The sequence below is a fragment of the Winslowiella toletana genome, from assembly GCF_017875465.1.
In the GTDB taxonomy this organism is placed as follows: Bacteria; Pseudomonadota; Gammaproteobacteria; order Enterobacterales; family Enterobacteriaceae; genus Erwinia; species Erwinia toletana.
In genome coordinates, this window is record NZ_JAGGMQ010000001.1 from 584472 (window position 1) to 603065 (window position 18594).

Here is an 18594-nt window from a genome sequence, read left to right on the forward strand (position 1 = left end):
TTACCGGAGCCTTTTACTGTGACCGTGCCACAAACCATCCTGCCTGTGTTTCTGTTGATTATTCTGGGTTATGTTCTGGCCCGCCGGGGGGCGCTCGATCCCCATGCCAACAAAGCGCTGGGCGGTCTGGCGTTTAAACTGTTTATGCCGATGGTTTTGTTTACCGGGATGGTTAACGCGCCGCTGCACGACGGTCTGAATATCAGGATCCTCGCCGCCTACTTTGTTCCGGCGCTATTGATTTTCGCGGTGGTCAACTTGCTTGCCCACCGCCGTATCGGGCATCCGACCCCTTTCGGCCTCACCGCCTCCTTCTCCAATAACGCCCTGATCGGTCTGGCGATGGTGGCAGGACTGTATGGCAACGCGGGGCTGGTATTGCTGTTTACCGTACTCGCCGTACATAGCCTGCTGCTGTTCAGCTTTCAGAGTCTGTATAGCAGCCTTGCTGGCAGTGAACCGTTTAAACCTGCGGTGCTGGTGACCAGCCTCGCCAATCCGATGATCGTCGGGCTGCTGCTGGGGGCGGCGGTTAATCTGTCAGGTCTGATGCTGCCGGACTGGAGTATGAAACTGGCGACCTGGCTGGCGCAGGCAGCGTTGCCCTGTGCGCTGATCGTGCTGGGAGCTAATCTCTCCGGCTATCGGCTGCGTCCCAATGCTTATGTGGCCGGCATCACCTTCGCCAAACTCGCCGCCATGCCACTGCTGGTGCTGCTGGTATGTATGGCGCTGGATATCAGCGGCATGCCGCGCGGGGTACTGGTACTGATGGCCGCCAACCCTTCCGGCGTTAACGTGCTGGGGTTTTCGCGTTCACAGCAAGACACGCAGATAACCAGTTCGGCCATCTGCCTTACCACGCTGCTGTCGATGGCGACACTACCGTTATGGATGTGGATTAATAGTTTGCTGTGAAGCGGCGTGGGATCAGGTGCCTGAGCTTGCGGAACGGATTGGCGTTAGCATCGTGGCCGGGAAAAACTAAACCGACGGTAGGTGACAGGTAGGCGATATCAGGTTCACGAAACTGAACGCTCAATGGACTCTGAAGTAATACGCTCATGGCATTCCCTCCAAATGCAACATACACGCATTAATTATGCACCCATATTGCGAGCACTATAATTCCGAGGGCTGTAAATTTTATAAATGCGCACCTGACGCTTGTTCCAACTTGCTACACCCCAACCAGATACGCACTCATCACCTCAGAATTGCCCAGCCCCCAGCCCTGAAACTGACTCAGGCTGTTTTCCGCAGATAAACAAAAGAGAGTATCGACAACGCCAGGGCAAGTATTACTGAGGAACCCGCCACTACAGCGAAACCCGATGCGAAGGCGGCGGTTGCCTGCTCCCGAAGATACACACCTTCCGCCCCTCCCTGCAAGGAGGCTTCTGTTATCGCCACCGAGAATGAATGCACCGAATGTTCAATAACCGAGCTATCCATGTCGCTATCAATAAGGTGACCTGCCAAAAATCGCTGGTAGATAGCGGCTCCCAGCGTACCGAAAATGGCGATCCCCAGCCCCATACCGAGTTCAGTCGCAGTTTCTGACGCCGCACTCGCTGAAGCACTCTTACCTTCAGGAGCCAGGGAAATGACGATATCAGTGCCGAGTGCATCGAATGGACCACACCCCAAATACACCAGGACAAAACCGGCCACCACCCACACCGGCCCCAGTTGAACGCCAAAAGCGATGGTAATAAGGCCTGCCGACATCACAAGAAAACCTGTGCCAATCACTGATCCACTGCTGCCCATTTTTCTCGCCAGAGCGGGAGAGATAAGTGCGCCAATAATCAGTCCAACAGATGCTGGCGCAATTGCTGTCCCCGCAGCAACAGCACTTAATCCGTAAGTCAGCTGAAGATACTGCGGCACAAACAGGGTTAAGCCGCCGACAATTGCAGGCCCCAATAAAAGTATCGTCAGGGCGGTCGCGACCTCTGCATTGGCTACAATCAACTTAAGATCCAGCAGGGGGTTGCTGACCTTAAGTTGACGCATCACGAAAACGCTACCGAGCAGTATTCCCCATAATAAACTCAGCGAAGCGCTTAACGTTTGTTCGGTAATAGCAAGTTCTTTTAGTCCATAAACAAAAGGAAAAATAGCCGCAAGAAAGAGTATGCTGCTCAGCCAGTCGTAACGAGTCTGGCTTTCAGGTCTGACACCTCGCGGAAAAATTATTGGCCCGGCGATGAGCAGAGGAAGTATCACCGGCAGCGCCAGCAAAAAAATCGCCCCCCATGCAAAAAACTCCAGTAATGCCCCGCCGATTATCGGTCCGAGTGCGAATCCGGCCATAAATGCAGCAGTCCATATCGAAATCGCTTGCCTGCGATGTTGCGGATTTTGGAACAGTTCACTGATCAAGCCAAGGGTAGCGGGCATCAGCGACGCCCCGGCAATGCCGAGAGCAGCCCTTATGGCGATCAGCGCAGTGGCCGTTGGTGCCATGGAGGCAATTGCCGAAAGTATGGCGAAAAAAGTGGAGCCGATAAGTAAGACACGACGATTGCCCCAGCGATCCCCCATCCCGCCCATCGGGATCAGGAAGCCAGCAATCATTAACGGGTAGATATCCAGAATCCACAACTCTTCTACTGAGGTGGTATCAAGGGAGGCAGCGATGTGAGTAAGAGCCAGATAAAGTGCGCTCATATCAAGAGCAAGTACAGCCGTTGGAAAGCAAAGCAGGCAAAGCGCCAGCCAGGCTCGGGGGGCATCCGCATGAATGGGTTGATCCGATTTTATTGACATTACACGAGCTCCTTCTCAATTTACTTCAGCATTCAGGTTACAGGGTATTCAGGAATATCCAACTCAATCCATGCTCCAGCCCGACAACTGGAACGGTATGCAGCATCTATAGCCGCCGATGTCACCAGCGCCTCAATGATTAACGGAACACGACGTTCGGGATGGCAAACTAACGCTTCAAAATCACGAAACATATCCCGAAACCAGTTCTGATGTGATGGGTCATTGAATTCAGAATTTATTAACTTTTTATTCACTTTTCCCTTTGATGACCAGCTAAGCTCATCGTCATCAACCATTAATGACCCATGCGTTCCCGACAGGCTGTAACAGGTGCTTCTGTGGCTTGCCGACCAGGATAATGTGAAGCTGACCTCGACATCATTGGTGCACTTCATGCGAACGAGCGCGGTATCCTCAGTTTGCGGAAATCCCTTAGCAAACCGCCCGGTAATACATGAAATTGACAGAGGCATTGAGTGGGTCAGATGCATTGCGGTGTAAATGCTATGTGGGCCATGATCACGAAGAATGCCACCTTTTGCGATGCTCATTTTCCTGCGCCAGTCGGGCTGCCACTCTTCTACACCTAAGGCGTGACCAGCACGGAACGTTTTAAAATCCGCGCGCACAATTTTCCCCAACGTCCCACCTTGTACGATTTTTTTTACTTCGCTAAGTATTGGCGAAAATTTGTAGACGTGACAGGGATAAAAAAGCTGATTGCTTGAATTTATTTGGGCTATTTGATCCTGATATCCCGACCGATCGGGCAGAAACACAGGTTTCTCGCATAACGTATGAAAGTCGCCATCCAGCGCTTGTGCGCTATAGAAGGCATGAGTATCTGGCGGCGTACATACGTCGATGAAATCAAGATCTTGTGATGCCACAAGTTGTTTAAAGGTGGAATAAGCTGCGAGTCCAAAACGCTCCTCCGCCAGACGCCGTCTTTTGGGAGAGACATCGACAATGGATGTGATTAAGAGTCCATCGCACTGTCGGTACCCGGCAAGATGTCCGGCTGCTATCTTGCCAAAACCTATTATTGCACCTTTCATATTAGTTACCTCATGGGCTATGGAACACATAAATGCAACTGACTCATTAATAACAGCCATACGAAACTGCATAACATGAGCACAATAAGAGATTTTAAATACATTTATAATTATTGTTATGTTTATTATTAAATTACTTTACTTATCGCAGTTTTATTATTTTTTCCGTTATGTGCAGGGGCTATATCTTTAAGTGATGATTAAATTTCGGTGATATTGCCGGTGCAGCACCAATCACAAAATCACCTTGCACCCGTATATCAGCCCCGGCTTCGCTGGCTATTAATGCACCTGCGGCATAATCCCAATAGCGCAGGTCATGTTCGTAGTACGCATCTACTTTCCCCGCCGCCAGCCAGCAAAGCTCTAAGGCAGCCGAGCCACAGCTTCGAATATCCCGCACTTCGGTCAAAATCCTCGCAATTATTTCAGCTTGCTTTCGGCGAATTTCAGGCCTTATCGAAAAACCCGTCGATATAATAGCATCTGATAGTTCGAAAATGTTACTCGACTTAATTTCATAACCATTGCATCTGGCTCCCATACCGAGACCGGCCGTAAAAACATCCTGATGAGTAGGATCATAGATAGCCCCCGCAACAACATTACCACCGACTTCTGCTGCAATTGAAATAACATAAGCAGGTAAGCGGCGTGCAAAATTTAGTGTCCCATCGATGGGATCAACTATCCATTTAATTCCAGACGTTCCACAGCGGTACCCTGTCTCTTCTGCCAGATATCCGTCATCTGGTAAAAGTAAATGACACAGAATTTTTTTTTCGAGTTCTTTATCATATTGGGTGACCTCTTCGCGATAAACGCCTTTCTTCGCAGACAATAACCGCCTCTGATCCGAAATAAGCGGAAGATATCTGGCAGCCTCACTGGCAGCTATCGTACAGCGTGAAACCAGGCTGGTAATCATTTCTTTTGTAAGGCAAGCAGGCATATTTTATCCTGACTCAAATAAGGCCAGAGAACATTGCATTCACATGTAGAGATAGCGATTTATCTCGTTCAATCCCTATCCAACAACGCTTAAGCCGATTCGCAGCATGGCAAGTGGCGCCCGTGCCGGCAAAAGGATCCAGAATGGTCTGCCCAGGCACCGTCAATAGTTCAATCAAAAAAGCCGGCAGAATCGCTGGCCAACGATCCGCGTAGGGGCTTTCTCCCCTTTGAGCCAGAAATCGCTCATACTGTTGGTCGTATTTATCCGAGGTGTCAAATTCCAACAAGTTTCCGCGAATATACTGTGCATAGGGCGCACGCTCAGCGACGTCCGGCTGGTAGTTTCCCGTATACCCCCTGCTCACCAGCCAAATCGGAGTAATCGCATCAGGCAGCCTTGATAACCCCACTGCAGGCTGAGGACGAAGCAGTTGAGGATTAAAGTAATAAAGCTCCTGAATGAGTTTCCATCCGCGTGAAATCAGATACCGCAAGAAAGAGGCGTGTTGCACAGACTTGCCCGATGCGTCATCAAGCCACAGACTACCGAGCTCAAATGCTACGACGCCCTGAGAGGGTAATATTCTCTCGAACTCACCGATGAAATCAGCAAACCATCCGACAAATTGATCTCCCAGGCGGTCAGCGTCGCGAATGGTGCTCTCCCCTTCAAATGGCGGCGAGCAAATCACCGCGTTGACACTGCTCGCCGATATATTACGCATTTCAGCTAAACTGTCGCCCCATAGATACTTGCCTGACTCCGTCTCGATAGCTATTTCTCCGCTCATAAAATATCCCTCTTGTCGCAATTATGATCATTCCATGTTTGACCATCTAATGGCCTCGTCCGTCCATACTGTATCGCCACTGTTAGAATACCCGCCCAGGTAATAACGCAAGGTAGGCAGATGAGTACATGACAGTCTTACTCCGCGTTCAAGTAACGAGTAAAACAGCTTGTCATCCTCACTGGTAAGGGTGCGTGCATCATCCAGAGAGAAGTTTTCAGCAAATGGCACCGACAACAGTAAATTCCGCGCCAAAAGCCAGGCGCTGGTATCAACTGGCACGTCGCGAACTTCAGGCCGGTCATAAATAATATTGGTTCCCGGAATTAAGACACCCTGCGCCACATAATCCCAGTACTTGCGTTCGCCTTCCTCAAGCGAGCTCGCCCAGGGCCATCTGTGTTCGAGCCAGGGTTCCCCTGTAGCCGTTACCAGGGCGACTTCGGAGTAGACCGCAGGAGAATCTATCTGGCAGGCAAGTGTCCTCAGCGACGAAAGATGATTGGGCAACCATTCATTATCATCATCAAGGAAGGCTATCCAGGGATTCTCCGCCATATTTATCCCAAGGTTGCGCAAAAAAGACGAGCGGGCGGGGCCAGACACATCCCCTGAGGTACGAGGCACAAGATGAACTTTACATCGTTCAATGCGATGAGCATCAATAAACCTGATGACGCTTTCCTCAATGCTGTTATCACCATCGATAAGCACAATATGTTCCGCAGCAGGCTCAGTCTGTTGCTGCACACTCAATATCGCCCTTCGAACCTCCAAAGGCCGGTAACGCGTCAGTGTAATCACTGAAATTCCAGACATAATCTACTCCCTCAGGTAACGTTCGGATGACAGCAAACAACCATCATCGGCTGCTATGTCTTTTCGGCAGACCTCTAAGAACTCACGGCTAACCAAATCTTCATATTCCCCCAGCGGACGCCACTCACCTTTGCGTAATTCAGTATGTAAATGAAGTTTCCCGACACTGCCCAGACAGTAGTGGCAAGCCTTAAGCGGTTGCCGGCGAGTCAGAAATTGATACAGTGTTTCTGCGAATCCCGGTTTATCAATAATTCGCAAACCATCTACTTCGTTATTCCAGCCCCCTGCTACTGCTTGCTGTGGGATAAAAACACTCTGAGGACAAAGAAAAAGCATGCCGTCTATAACCGTGTGTGAATGCCAGAGATGAGCCATTTTGCAAGTATCGTAAACATCCTGGACCAGATCGTTATCACCATTTATTTTTTCTGAATAACTAAATCGGAAATTGCCGTAATAGTTAATCAATAATTTTACGTTATGTAGATCAGCCCTGGACTTGAAGGATTCAATCTTATCCGCATCAGGTATCCTGCCCGGGTAAAGTGAAAGCTCAAGCCGGTCTATGACGTCCCACAAGGCTTCCGGGGATTTATGAAGCAGTGTTCCGTTAGTAGTTAACAAAATTTCATCGGCAACACCGGAAGCGGCAACCGCGTTGATTAACTCTACTAAATTTTGATGTAGAAGTGGTTCCCCTCCCATAATCTTCACATAAGATGCGTGATACGAACGGCTAAGAATTTCTAAATCCCGACGAACACTCTCAGGCTCAGCATTTGTCTTGCGAAACAGAGGCGATAAATGCGCGCAAGACTTACAAGCCATATTGCAATGCAAGGTTGCATTAATCTCAATCCCATCAGGGTTAAAAACCTTACCCTCAATAAACTGGATGCTTTTCATTATCAGCCTCGTAGTTTGTCCATGCATCTTAATACTTTTAACATTGCGTTTATAATGTCATCCATATCTTTAGTGGTGCCAAGAAGAAGGTGATGGAGAAATGCAAAACTACAATTATAAGCCTGATGCGCAAATGGCAAATTAAACCGTTTCGGTTCTAACTGGCGAATTAACTCCTGCGTATTGACAGTTTTCGCTAAGAGCGGATTATAGAGAATATTTGCGTTCATTGGTGCATCCAGGGTTTCAATAAATGTACCCAGCTCTGCGGCCATAGCTTCGACCACCCGATGTATCAGAAATGGCCCTGTAATATCGGCATTCAGTTGAATCACGTAATCATAATATGTCCGACGGGTCAGCCCGGCAGGAGGAATAATGGTGTTCACGCCAGGGATTTTTTCCAGTGCATGGGTTAAGTATAAAGCATTAGCCTCACGCACGGTATTTTGTTCATCTAATAATTCGAGCTGAGCAAGTGCAATTGCCGCGTGAATTTCTGACATAGCGTGATTGGTACCGTATACTTCTCCCACGTCAATAAGTTCCAATTGTCCTGCCAGCGGATGAGTGGTGTAAATGCGACCATTGGCGCGGTGCTGTTGAAGACGGCGATAAGCGTCGGCGGCACTGCACGTGACAACTCCACCCTCACCACAGGTTAAAACCTTCGTTTGCTGCAAACTAAAAACGCCAAACTGCCCCAATGAACCCAACTTTTGTCCTCTCCACTCGGCACCATGGGCTTGTGAACAATCTTCAACCAACGCGATACCGGCGCGATTTGCAAGCTCGACAAAACCATCCATATCAGCGGCAGAGCAGTAGGCGTGCACCACAAGGACCGCCACAGTTTTATCACTGAGGGCCGACTCTGCGGCCTGAACAGAAATGCTGAGCGAATGCGGGTCAATATCAACCAGCACGGGTACTGCACCCAGCTCAAAAACCATTGCTGCGCAAGCTACCCAGGTCAGCCCGGGAACAATAACTTCGGTTCCCGGCCCGACACCTACCGCCATCAGGGCTATTTTGATCGCCGCCGAGCCGTTAGTCGTAGCAACAGCGTAAGAAGAGCCCTGATAATCAGCAAATGCCTGACAGAATCTTTGCTCATAGCCCCTCGCTCCGGTGTAACATCCGCTAATCGCCCAGCGGCCTGAGGACATTACCGCTTCAAGGTTTGTCATAGTGTGTTTCGTCGCTACTGGCCATGTGGGCCATGGCGAAGTGCGAACAGCGTTTCCACCATTTATTGCCAATTCAGACGTGTTCATAATATTTTCTCCTGTCGTTCGAAACAGCCTAAAAAACGCAGGCGGGCTTCTTCAATACAATATTGAACCTCTGATTCATCGATCTGATAATTAGCAAAGTCATTTATACAAGCCATGCCTGTATCAGCGATTTCCCACGCCGTATCCAGATCGTAAAACTGGAAGAGATAATCAGCGCGATCTATCAGTTCACGCCCTTTGGCTAAATCGCTTCTTTTATGGGTAATAGCAATATCTGAGCGAACAGGTAACGCGTTGATCGACTGTGTTGCGAGCTTCTGAACCTCATGGGAGGCTAAATACAGTAAAAAATCGCCAGCATCTTGCGGGTGATTTGAACGTCCGGCAGCAAAAAAACCATCAATCGGGGTGTCTTCTCCGATTGCCACATTTTCATTGATAACTGGAAATCTGAAAAAATCTAATTGCTCATCGCAATCAGGGGGTACATATTCATCCCGGGCATAGCTGCCGATCAAGGTCATTCCAGCTTTACCACTCAACACTGCCGCAACCGCTTCTTCTTCATCATAAGAATCGGCCTTCCCCAGAAACCAGCCGTTGTCCTGCAACTTTCTGAAGAAGGTAAGAACGGTTTTAATTCTTTCATCCGTATAAGGTATTTTCAGCTCCATTAATTGCTGATGAAAGTGCGGACCATTTAACCGCATATTAAGGTAGTCGAACCATGCCGTCGCTGGGCAACGATAACGCGAACCTAACGCAAAAGGGATGATACCCACTGAAAGTAGCTTGCCAGCCACAATGGTGAGGTCATGCCAGTTGTTGACTGGCATCTTTATTCCTGCCTTTTTAAAAACCGATGGACGATAATATATTGCCCACCAGAAATAGGAGGTCGGAATGCAATATTGCGCATCCCCCGTAGCAAACATATTCTGAAACCGGGGTTGCAGCGACGCATAAAATTTCGCTATCCCCTTAATTGAATCCGTTTTGATCATCAGTTCGCGGTTTATAAAGGATTTCATCCGATTTCCGGCAAACCAGGTCAAAACGTCAGGTGGGTTTGCGCAAGTAAGGTAGTGCTCCAGCGAGTTTCTAAGCTCCTCATGATCGAGGAAAGTGAGAATAACCGGCCTGGCCGATTGGTTTTTATTCCATAAGTCCACCACCTGATTGATAAATGAACGGGTTACAGGCGAAGTCTGGTCTGTAATAAATGAGATCGTCATATTTCCCCTCCTGGGTTATTGCTGCTTAATATGCGTAATTGTGATAAAAATGCGTACATACTTTCCTTGCTTTCAAACCTTTCCTCTATTGAAATACTATGACAACCAATTTCCTGTAGTTTCCTTAAGAAGGCACATTGATACTCTTCGTAAAATAATCCCGACCCACGCGGCAGGTATGATGTATGAGCATGCATTATTTTACTGTTATCCAGCTCATCATCAATACTCAATTTCTCGCTACAAATATGGTAACAATCAACTGTTATAGCAACTTCAGAAATACCGCTGATTAACTTTTTGGCCTCAGCACAAGAATTGATAAAATTTGTTTCGCCACGATGTAATGGCTCTATACTGAGTTTTTGCTTTCTCTCCATACTGATCAGACTGGCTTTTTTTATAAATGCGATAAATTGCTGGCAGGCCAACTTACGCTGGAAATAGTGCGGTATATTACGTGCCTGCCCGCAACCCAGAACGATTTTGCGCACGCCAATCATCGCGGAGAGATCTAGCATCTGAGTTAGAATTTTTAGGGCGTATTTATGATCCGCGTCATTGCCTACAATCCTTGCCCCTAGCTCTCGTGGTAACGGCGAAGTCATTGCTTCGAAAGCATAATGCTCTAACGCTGACAAATTATCGCGACTATCAGCTCTGGACAGTTGGAGAATAAAATCCCCTTTGGCTTCTAAGTAATCAAAGTCACATTCTGCAGCCCACGCCAGTTGGCTGCTATCAGAAATAACACACCCAATGCGCATAATAGTTAATCCTTATAAGGATAATTTTCAACAAACTGTGCAAGACATTGAAGTTCACTGTACAGGGTTAGCAAGCCCTCTTTCAGATCAGAATCATTGATCGATAGGGGCGGATATAATCTTATTCTGCTCCCATACGCCATGGCGATAATACCGCGATGAAGTACAGAGGAAAAAAAATTACGCATCACATCAGCAGATAACGGACGATTTGTGCCTGGATAGACTAACTCTAAACCTATCATCAGCCCGGATATTCCAGTATTACCGATGACAGTCAGCTCCCCAGACCAGGATTTCATGATACTTTCGGCTAACTTGCCTGATTCACAGCTTCGTTCGACCAGATGTTCATCGCGGATAATTTCAATCGTTGCTAAGGCTGCTGCACTGGCTAAAGGGTTGCCGCCAAATGTTGAAGAGGCCGCACTTGGCAGAGAAAATGAAGTATTTTCTACCAGGGCCGCATCGCTGATGACTGCGCTGACCGGCACGCCGGAACCCATCGCCTTACCAAGCACCAGGATATCAGGCACCACATCTTCGTGTTCAAAAGCGAAAAATCGCCCTGTCCTGCCAAATCCAGTAATTACCTCATCAAAAATGAGTAACGCGCCAAATTCGTCTGCCAGTTTACGTATCTCTTTAAGATATCCCGCGGGAGGAACGATATTGCCATTTGTGCCTTGTACTGGTTCAATAATGATGGCAGCAACATTATTTGCTGTGCTCTCTTTGATGCTATTTCTTGCAAGTTCAACACAGGCATAATGGCACCCGGGGAACTTGAGGTTTAAAGGGCAACGGAAACAATAGGCGTAGGGAACATGATGGGAGCCTGTCGGAAACGGGCCGGCATCTCGCTTACGCGGCCCGGCATGGAGGCTCATCGCTCCCTGGGTCTTGCCGTGGAACCCCCCCCAAAAACTAATTATCTCTTCCCGGCCGCTTGCAGCCCGCGCAAATCGTACAGCAGCTTCTACTGCCTCACTACCGGTCGAATACATATGTATGTGCTGCAAATTTGATGGCAATAGCGCCGCCAGGCTTTGCTGAAGTTGCGCGCGTACCTCGGTGTAGAAACTGCCGACCGTACATCGGGCCAATTGTTTGCTCACAGCTGTCAGAAACTTCGGGTGAGAATGACCAATATTACTCACACCGACTCCAGTGAAAAAGTCGATATACCGATTGCCATCAGTATCCCAAATGTATGCGTTCTCAGCATGATCAATGACAATATTTGAATACTCATTTATTGCTGCCCCCCCAGGCAGGGAGTGTTGCAATAAATTCGATATTATTTCCCTGGTTGTTGACGATCGAGACGGCTTCATTCTGTTACCCATATCTCCCCCTCGGGTGTCAATCAGCTTTATATGCCCTGAGCTGTTGTGCCAGGGCTTCACCGCCCAGACCTTGCGGCTGATAAGCTGCCAATATTAACTGAAGTAATTTAATATCTGCTTTGGCATCTCTTACATCAGTAATCACACGTTTATTAGTGGTAACACACTGATAGAAAACTTTTAGCTCTTCTTTAAAAGCATTATCATAAGATACTTCTACCTCGCTGGTGATCAGCTTCCCGTTCTGCATATGTACGTGTGACACTAGAGTGGGTCTGTTTTTCAGAAATGGAGAACTAAAACTTACCTTTAACCGTTCTGAATCTGAATATACCGAGAACTCTTCAACATAATTCCTGACGCCGGATAAGTACGACCAGGTAAATATTATACGATGTGCTTCACCATAATCTAACATCGTCGTTATGGTCGGATAACAAGAGTGTGCCGGCCATATGTTCGTTGACAGTACGCTAACGGGTTCGCCAAAAAAAGCACGGATGAGATTGACATTATGAATCATACTACCCAACATGGCATCGTAATAAACGGTTTTAAGGTTATCAGCAATATCGCCCACCGCATTAGTTAGAATTCTCAACTGTTGCCGGGCATTGGCTTTATTCACCTCTTCAGGTACATCATCGAAGCGGGGAACACTATATATATCAAAATACTGCTGTTCTTCCGGGTGGAGTACTGTCACTTGTGTATATCGGGGATGTTTAATCTTTCTGGCAATATCAAGCGCGTAGTTAAATCCGCTATCGTAACGTTTCATATAACCAACCATTAACACCTTACCTGAACTCTCCACTATTTTTTCAATTTCTTCAGCTTCTGCCACAGTAAAACAGAGTGGCTTCTCACAAAAAACATGTTTCCCGGCCCTCAAAGCCTGCACAACAAGCGGAGCATGGGAACCTTCGGTTAAAACAAATACAGCATCAGTATCAGACGCAAGAAATTCTATATAGTCCGAATAGCGATTATTAACATCAATACTATATTTTCTTCCTATATAATGCAGAAGCTGAATAGAATGATCACATATCGCTTGCAGATCAAAAAGTTCACTGAGATCTTTTAGATGCGCAAGGTGCATAATTTGGGCAATAGCACCACAACCCACTACACCTGTTTTAATGCTAACCGTCCCTTGCATTATTCTCTCTCCGTATTGATTAAGGTTAAAAACAATAATAAACCTCACCATAATGCATAGCGCGAGAAATTATTAATATTAAGGATTAATAGCCTAGTTAAAATCTGAAGTGCTATCCAAAAAAGCTGACGTTTCAGATACTGGCCTAACGATTTCTTTGGAAAATAATGAGAATTAAGATGTTTTAACTATTTGTTTTATGCGTAAAAGAATAATAATAAAATTTTCTTTACACTCTCCTTGCTACAGTTATGGTCTGGACATCGTTACATTGAGTGGTTATATTGTGAACTAACAGATTAAACTTTGACCAACTATAAATGACAGTTATGTTGTTTACCAGAATATTTTTTGTTGAAGTTGGTTTGCACTGTCCGTAGTCAAAGATTTGCATGGGGCTGACGAAAGATTAGCATCTGGCGCTGGAATGTTATTCAGCCATTAAGGAAGCTGCTGGTGAAATAGAGGGAAATTTCAATGAAAAATGTCACCGTTGTTGGAGCAGATGGATTTATTGGGAGCGCTGTAGTCAAAGAACTCTGTTTAAACGGCTACAGCCCCATCACTGTCACCCGAAATAGTAAAATCGACAAAGACATTAATAATATCAATATCGTGTTTTATCTGGCGGGTTCGTGTACGCCACATAACGCAGCGGATAATGCCGTACACTCCAGGTTTGATTTAAAGTCTCTTATGCAATTTCTGGATAATTTAAAAGGAGTTAAAACACGCCCTTTATTCGTCTTCGCTTCTTCAGCGGGGACAGTATATGACCCTGCCGGACCTCAGCCTTACAGAGAATCCTCTTGGTTGAAAGCGGTAAACCACTATGGACAAAGCAAGCTAGAACAAGAAAACGTGGTGCGAGAAGCCAGCTGGGTGGAGCCTCTTATACTAAGACTTTCAAATATTTACGGCCCGTATCAAAAGGCCAAACCGGGATTCGGTGTTATAGCCCATTGGGCACAAAAAATATCCAGGTATGAACCCATTGAAATGATGGGGAATTCAGGTCGGGATTATCTCAACATCGCTGACCTGGTAGACATCTTTCTAAAAATCGCGCATAACTCTCCAACGCGTTATACGGGGCTAACTGTCAATATCGCCTCCGGGGAGACGATTACGCTTGAAGAGCTTTATCACGTTTTTACCAAAGCAACCGTTCGCCCCATTGAGATGATTAAAAAACCTGCCAGAGCCTTTGATGTAAAATATGTTTCAATCGATAATTCCTTAGCTAAGGAATTATTTAACTGGCAGCCTGAAATTACACTTATTGCAGGTATAAAAGCTGTCTTAACGGCTAATTACGCAGCTAATAATAAAAACATAGAGACATGATTACTGAATGTGATTTTTACCTGATATAAAAACACGCCTGCTTATTTCATCTTCATAGCAATGTCTCATTCCCGGTGTTCTGTAGGGAGTAAATAACCTGATGCTCGTTAGATTCATCACAACGACCATTGGATTTCATCAAAAGGAGTTTATAAGGAGAAATATGATGAGTACAAACAATCCTATTCGTGTGGCCATTGTCGGCGTTGGCAACTGTGCTTCTTCGTTGGTCCAGGGTGTTGAGTACTACAAGAATGCACCAGATGATCAGCCCGTTCCGGGTCTGATGCACGTACGGTTCGGTAAATATCACGTCTCTGATATTAAATTTGTGATGGCCTTCGATGTCGACGCAGCCAAAGTCGGGCTTGACCTGTCGGCGGCAATTTATGCGTCGGAGAACAATACGATAAAATTTTCCCCAGTGCCATCCACCGGCGTAACAGTGCTTCGTGGCCCAACGCTGGACGGGCTGGGATATTACTACCGGCAGCTTATTCAGGAGTCTGACGCACCTCCGGTTGACGTCGTCACTTCATTAAAAAATGCTAACGTCCAGGTGCTGATCAATTATCTTCCGGTTGGTTCAGCAGACGCAGCCCGCTTCTACGCACAAGCGGCAATTGATGCGGGGGTGGCCTTTATCAATGCGATACCCGTGTTTATCGCCAGCAGACCCGAATGGGCAAAAAAATTCACGGACGCCGGAATCCCAATTATCGGCGATGACATTAAATCCCAAATTGGGGCGACAATCACCCATCGCGAGTTGGTAAAGCTTTTTGAAAAACGAGGCGTGGTTCTCGATCGCACATACCAACTGAATGTCGGTGGCAATATGGACTTTAAAAACATGCTGGAGCGGGATCGGCTGGAGCTTAAGAAGATCTCCAAAACCCAGGCTGTCACTTCAAATACTTCAGCAATATTATCGGCGAGGAATCTGCATATCGGCCCCTCTGATCATGTCCCATGGCTGGATGACCGGAAGCTGGCCTTTATCCGTCTGGAGGGACGTAACTTTGGTGATGCTCCAGTCTCGCTAGAATGTAAACTTGAGGTTTGGGACTCGCCTAATTCAGCGGGTGTAATCATTGATGCCGTGCGGGCAGCGAAAATTGGCTTAGACCGCGGGCTTAGAGGGCCTCTGGTTGCCCCTTCCAGTTACTTTATGAAGTCGCCAGCAGAACAATTTCCTGACGATATCGCCCATGAAAACGTTGAGGCTTTTATTCGCGGTGAAACAGGACATTGAACTTTTCGTTGAAAACCATCGGCTGCGGGCGGAGGCAGCCCGCAGCCGATGGTCTTACACCCCACCCAAATAAGCACTTCTCACTTCAGGATTCACCAGCAATTCCTGCCCGCTGCCAGTCAGGCGGATCTCGCCGTTAACCATCACATAAGCGCGATTTGATAACTTCAGGGCGTGATTAGCATTCTGCTCCACCAGAAACAGCGTCATCCCCTGCTGCGTCAGCTCGCGCAGAATCTGAAAGATCTGCTTCACCACAATCGGCGCCAGCCCGAGACTGGGTTCATCCAGCAACAGCAGTTTGGGCCGGCTCATTAGCGCGCGGGCAATCGCCAGCATCTGCTGTTCGCCGCCTGACAAGGTCATTGCGCGCTGACTGCGTCGCTCTTCCAGTCGCGGAAACAGCTGATACATTCGCGCCTTATCCTCCTTCTGATAGCGGCTGCCGATGGCGATGGTGCCCATCAGCAAATTCTCCTCGACCGTCATATCCGGAAAAATCCGCCGCCCTTCCGGCGCCTGCGCAATACCGTTACTGGCGATAAAGTGGGTAGATTTCTGGCTGATATCTGCGCCGCGATAGAGGATCTGCCCGGCGGCAATACGCGGCTGACCAAAGATCGACATCAGTAAGGTCGATTTCCCGGCGCCGTTCGCGCCAATCAGCGAGACGGTTTCACCTTCATTGACCGTCAGCGAAATGCCGTTCAGTGCCTGAATCGGGCCATAAAATACATCAACGTGGCGAAACTCAAGTAGTGGCTGGCTCATCCGGCGATCTCCTCTTCGTCGGCGCCCAGATAGGCGGCAATCACACTGACATTGCGCTGAATCTCTTGCGGCGTACCGCGGGCAATCACATCGCCATGGTCGAGGACAATCACCTGATCGGAAATCTCCATCACCATGCCCATATCATGTTCAATCAGCAGCACCGTGACCCCGTGTTGCTGCCGCAATGTCCGCACGATATGGCTCAGCGCGCGGGTTTCCACCGGATTGAGGCCCGCGGCTGGTTCGTCAAGACAGATCATCTCCGGCCCGGTGCACATCGCGCGGGCAATCTCCAGCCGCCGCTGCTGACCATAGGAGAGCGTACCCGCCAGACGATTGGCGCACTCCACCAGATCTACCACTTCCAGCCAGTAGAAGGCCCGATCCAGCGCCTGATTTTCCGCCCGGCGATAACCCGGAGTATTGAAGATCCCGGCGATCAGATTGCGATTGGCCTGCATATGCTGGGCCACCATCAGATTTTCCACCACTGACATCTCACGGAATAAGCGGATATTCTGGAAAGTGCGCGCCAGCCCGGCGCGGTTCACCAGGTGCGTGCCGCCAAACATTTTATACCAGATACGTGACCCCAGTCGGGCCGGATGGAGAAAATCCGCCGGGCGAATTTTCTGTCCCAGCACCTGAATCACATCAGTCATGCGTGATTGTGCATTAAGCATAATCACGCCGCCAGAAGCCTGATAAAATCCGGTCAGGCAGTTAAATACCGTGGTTTTCCCCGCCCCGTTAGGGCCAATCAGCGCGGTAATGGAGCCGCGCTCCACCTCAAGGTTTACATCGTTCAGCGCTTTGATGCCGCCAAAGTGCATCATCAGATGTTCCACACGCAGAATGCTGTCACTCATGGCGCGACTCCTTTGCGTACCACAACACCGGTGCGGCTGGTACGTACCAGTCCGCGCGGTCGCCAGATCATCATCAGCACCATCAGTACGCCGAACAGCAACACGCGATATTCGGCAAAACTGCGCAGCAGTTCAGGCGCTACAGTCAGCACAAACGCCGCCAGCACCACCCCCAGCGTCGACCCCATCCCCCCCAGCACCACAATCGCCAGGATCAACGCCGATTCAAAGAAGGTAAAAGAGGTTGGGTTCACGAATCCCTGATAAGTGGCGAAAAACACCCCGGCGACACCTGCGGTCGACGCCCCCAGCATAAAGGCGGAAAGCTTAACCAGCACATGGTTCAGCCCCAGCGAGCGGCAGGCGATTTCATCTTCGCGCAGTGCTTCCCATGCGCGGCCAATCGGCATCCGTGTCAGGCGGTGCTTAATAAACAGCACCAGCAACACCACCAGAATCAGCACCGCGTAGATAAAGATAAATTTCAGGTTGGGATTGTAGGTGGTATGAAAAAATTCGTGGAACGGCACGCCGCCGTCTCTGGCACGGCGCGCGAACTCCAGGCCGAAAAAGGTCGGCGCGGGCACCGATACGCCATTCGGCCCACCGGTAAAACTCAGCCAGTTAGTCAGCACCAGACGAATGATTTCGCCAAACCCCAGTGTGACAATCGCCAGATAGTCACCATGCATACGCAGCACCGGAAACCCCAGCAGCGCGCCCGCCAGCGCCGCCAGAATCGCACCCAGCGGCAACATCGCCCAGAATCCCAACCCGAGATATTGATAGCCGAGCGCCAGCCCGTAAGCGCCAATCGCATAAAACGCTACATAACCAAGATCGAGCAGCCCCGCCAGCCCCACCACAATATTCAGCCCCAGCCCCAGCAGTACGTAGATCAGGCCAAGAATCGCCACGGTCAGCAGATACTTAGTGGCGATAAACGGAAACAGTATCGCCAGCAGCAGCAGCAGCGGAATAATCCAGCGCAGACGCGACTGGTAGCCGGCCGGGCGGACATAGACGCCATCATCAGCGCCCTCAAAACGGCTGATAAATTGGCGCCCGCGCTGGCTTTGCAGCGTCAGGCTGAGCAATAAGCGCCCCACCATCACCACGCCAACCAGCAGCGCCACGCGTCCAGGCGAAAGCGTAAAACTGTACCCTTTTAAAATGACGCCAACGATCGGTCCAAACACCACCAGCGCGCAAAGTCCGGCCAGCACCATATCGACCAGGCATTGGCGGATATTCAGCCCCGGTTTGATAGCCCTCTCTGTCATCGT

The 18594-nt window shown here is 48.7% G+C and carries 18 protein-coding genes; 3 read left to right on the forward strand and 15 right to left on the reverse strand.

What is annotated here, in order from left to right; translation table 11 throughout:
• Window positions 1–18: 18 nt before the first annotated feature.
• Window positions 19–918: an AEC family transporter gene (locus J2125_RS02880; RefSeq protein ID WP_017800134.1), complete on the forward strand. Its 900-nt coding sequence runs from the start codon at window positions 19–21 to the stop codon at window positions 916–918.
• Here the strand turns inward: J2125_RS02880 and J2125_RS02885 are convergent.
• The 12 genes from J2125_RS02885 to J2125_RS02940 all read right to left on the reverse strand — a co-directional run bounded on the left by J2125_RS02885 (window position 902) and on the right by J2125_RS02940 (window position 13063).
• Window positions 902–1066 carry a hypothetical protein gene (locus J2125_RS02885; protein WP_157819433.1) on the reverse strand — a complete coding sequence of 55 codons (165 nt, stop codon included), beginning with the start codon at window positions 1064–1066 and terminating at the stop codon, window positions 902–904. The two genes, J2125_RS02880 and J2125_RS02885, sit on opposite strands and share 17 nt — an antisense overlap.
• 179 nt (window positions 1067–1245) lie before the next feature.
• On the reverse strand, window positions 1246–2775 hold the full coding sequence (locus J2125_RS02890) for an MFS transporter (protein WP_017800135.1): 1530 nt from the start codon (window positions 2773–2775) through the stop codon (window positions 1246–1248).
• A 32-nt stretch (window positions 2776–2807) separates the two neighbouring features.
• Window positions 2808–3896 (reverse strand): Gfo/Idh/MocA family protein, encoded by a 1089-nt coding sequence (locus J2125_RS02895; RefSeq protein WP_017800136.1) that lies wholly within the window; start codon window positions 3894–3896, stop codon window positions 2808–2810.
• A gap of 121 nt (window positions 3897–4017) precedes the next feature.
• Window positions 4018–4788, reverse strand: a complete 771-nt coding sequence (locus J2125_RS02900) for an inositol monophosphatase family protein (RefSeq protein WP_017800137.1) — start codon at window positions 4786–4788, stop codon at window positions 4018–4020.
• A gap of 13 nt (window positions 4789–4801) precedes the next feature.
• The gene (locus J2125_RS02905) at window positions 4802–5581 is read right to left on the reverse strand and encodes a DNA methyltransferase (RefSeq protein WP_017800138.1); all 780 of its coding nucleotides are present in this window, start codon (window positions 5579–5581) and stop codon (window positions 4802–4804) included.
• A 27-nt stretch (window positions 5582–5608) separates the two neighbouring features.
• Complete coding sequence (locus J2125_RS02910; protein ID WP_026111580.1) at window positions 5609–6400, reverse strand: glycosyltransferase family 2 protein; 792 nt, start codon at window positions 6398–6400, stop codon at window positions 5609–5611.
• 3 nt (window positions 6401–6403) lie between these two features.
• Window positions 6404–7309 (reverse strand): radical SAM protein, encoded by a 906-nt coding sequence (locus tag J2125_RS02915; RefSeq protein ID WP_040462337.1) that lies wholly within the window; start codon window positions 7307–7309, stop codon window positions 6404–6406.
• A 2-nt stretch (window positions 7310–7311) separates the two neighbouring features.
• The gene (locus J2125_RS02920; protein WP_017800141.1) at window positions 7312–8586 is read right to left on the reverse strand and encodes a DegT/DnrJ/EryC1/StrS family aminotransferase; all 1275 of its coding nucleotides are present in this window, start codon (window positions 8584–8586) and stop codon (window positions 7312–7314) included.
• Window positions 8583–9782, reverse strand: coding sequence for an ABC transporter substrate-binding protein (locus J2125_RS02925; RefSeq protein WP_017800142.1), 1200 nt, complete (start codon window positions 9780–9782; stop codon window positions 8583–8585). The genes J2125_RS02920 and J2125_RS02925 overlap by 4 nt, the downstream gene beginning before the upstream one ends.
• Window positions 9779–10549: a sugar phosphate isomerase/epimerase family protein gene (locus J2125_RS02930; protein ID WP_017800143.1), complete on the reverse strand. Its 771-nt coding sequence runs from the start codon at window positions 10547–10549 to the stop codon at window positions 9779–9781. The genes J2125_RS02925 and J2125_RS02930 overlap by 4 nt, the downstream gene beginning before the upstream one ends.
• A gap of 5 nt (window positions 10550–10554) precedes the next feature.
• Window positions 10555–11898: an aspartate aminotransferase family protein gene (locus J2125_RS02935; RefSeq protein WP_017800144.1), complete on the reverse strand. Its 1344-nt coding sequence runs from the start codon at window positions 11896–11898 to the stop codon at window positions 10555–10557.
• Window positions 11899–11914: 16 nt separating this feature from the next.
• Window positions 11915–13063 (reverse strand): Gfo/Idh/MocA family protein, encoded by a 1149-nt coding sequence (locus J2125_RS02940; protein WP_017800145.1) that lies wholly within the window; start codon window positions 13061–13063, stop codon window positions 11915–11917.
• 477 nt (window positions 13064–13540) lie between these two features.
• Between J2125_RS02940 and J2125_RS02945 the strand changes: the two genes are divergently transcribed.
• Window positions 13541–14410, forward strand: coding sequence for an NAD-dependent epimerase/dehydratase family protein (locus J2125_RS02945; RefSeq protein ID WP_017800146.1), 870 nt, complete (start codon window positions 13541–13543; stop codon window positions 14408–14410).
• 163 nt (window positions 14411–14573) lie between these two features.
• Window positions 14574–15665 (forward strand): inositol-3-phosphate synthase, encoded by a 1092-nt coding sequence (locus tag J2125_RS02950; RefSeq protein WP_241763929.1) that lies wholly within the window; start codon window positions 14574–14576, stop codon window positions 15663–15665.
• Window positions 15666–15719: 54 nt separating this feature from the next.
• Here the strand turns inward: J2125_RS02950 and J2125_RS02955 are convergent, their stop codons facing one another.
• From J2125_RS02955 to livM, 3 genes are read right to left on the reverse strand one after another with little or no spacing between them, the layout of a single operon-like run.
• Window positions 15720–16436 (reverse strand): ABC transporter ATP-binding protein, encoded by a 717-nt coding sequence (locus J2125_RS02955; protein WP_017800148.1) that lies wholly within the window; start codon window positions 16434–16436, stop codon window positions 15720–15722.
• The gene (locus J2125_RS02960) at window positions 16433–17308 is read right to left on the reverse strand and encodes an ABC transporter ATP-binding protein (protein WP_017800149.1); all 876 of its coding nucleotides are present in this window, start codon (window positions 17306–17308) and stop codon (window positions 16433–16435) included. Before J2125_RS02960 ends, J2125_RS02955 begins: the two co-directional genes overlap by 4 nt.
• The gene (gene livM, locus J2125_RS02965; protein WP_017800150.1) at window positions 17305–18591 is read right to left on the reverse strand and encodes a high-affinity branched-chain amino acid ABC transporter permease LivM; all 1287 of its coding nucleotides are present in this window, start codon (window positions 18589–18591) and stop codon (window positions 17305–17307) included. Before livM ends, J2125_RS02960 begins: the two co-directional genes overlap by 4 nt.
• Between the last annotated feature and the right edge of the window lie 3 nt (window positions 18592–18594).

Excerpts from the sequence above, each read along its gene's own strand:
- J2125_RS02885 (WP_157819433.1), bottom strand. The coding sequence starts at position 1,066 with ATGAGCGTATTACTTCAGAGTCCATTGAGCGTTCAGTTTCGTGAACCT.
- J2125_RS02890 (WP_017800135.1), bottom strand. The coding sequence starts at position 2,775 with ATGTCAATAAAATCGGATCAACCCATTCATGCGGATGCCCCCCGAGCC.
- J2125_RS02895 (WP_017800136.1), bottom strand. The coding sequence starts at position 3,896 with ATGGCTGTTATTAATGAGTCAGTTGCATTTATGTGTTCCATAGCCCAT.
- J2125_RS02900 (WP_017800137.1), bottom strand. The coding sequence starts at position 4,788 with ATGCCTGCTTGCCTTACAAAAGAAATGATTACCAGCCTGGTTTCACGC.
- J2125_RS02905 (WP_017800138.1), bottom strand. The coding sequence starts at position 5,581 with ATGAGCGGAGAAATAGCTATCGAGACGGAGTCAGGCAAGTATCTATGG.
- J2125_RS02910 (WP_026111580.1), bottom strand. The coding sequence starts at position 6,400 with ATGTCTGGAATTTCAGTGATTACACTGACGCGTTACCGGCCTTTGGAG.
- J2125_RS02915 (WP_040462337.1), bottom strand. The coding sequence starts at position 7,309 with ATGAAAAGCATCCAGTTTATTGAGGGTAAGGTTTTTAACCCTGATGGG.
- J2125_RS02920 (WP_017800141.1), bottom strand. The coding sequence starts at position 8,586 with ATGAACACGTCTGAATTGGCAATAAATGGTGGAAACGCTGTTCGCACT.
- J2125_RS02925 (WP_017800142.1), bottom strand. The coding sequence starts at position 9,782 with ATGACGATCTCATTTATTACAGACCAGACTTCGCCTGTAACCCGTTCA.
- J2125_RS02930 (WP_017800143.1), bottom strand. The coding sequence starts at position 10,549 with ATGCGCATTGGGTGTGTTATTTCTGATAGCAGCCAACTGGCGTGGGCT.
- J2125_RS02935 (WP_017800144.1), bottom strand. The coding sequence starts at position 11,898 with ATGGGTAACAGAATGAAGCCGTCTCGATCGTCAACAACCAGGGAAATA.
- J2125_RS02940 (WP_017800145.1), bottom strand. The coding sequence starts at position 13,063 with ATGCAAGGGACGGTTAGCATTAAAACAGGTGTAGTGGGTTGTGGTGCT.
- J2125_RS02945 (WP_017800146.1), top strand. The coding sequence starts at position 13,541 with ATGAAAAATGTCACCGTTGTTGGAGCAGATGGATTTATTGGGAGCGCT.
- J2125_RS02950 (WP_241763929.1), top strand. The coding sequence starts at position 14,574 with ATGATGAGTACAAACAATCCTATTCGTGTGGCCATTGTCGGCGTTGGC.
- J2125_RS02955 (WP_017800148.1), bottom strand. The coding sequence starts at position 16,436 with ATGAGCCAGCCACTACTTGAGTTTCGCCACGTTGATGTATTTTATGGC.
- J2125_RS02960 (WP_017800149.1), bottom strand. The coding sequence starts at position 17,308 with ATGAGTGACAGCATTCTGCGTGTGGAACATCTGATGATGCACTTTGGC.
- livM (WP_017800150.1), bottom strand. The coding sequence starts at position 18,591 with ATGACAGAGAGGGCTATCAAACCGGGGCTGAATATCCGCCAATGCCTG.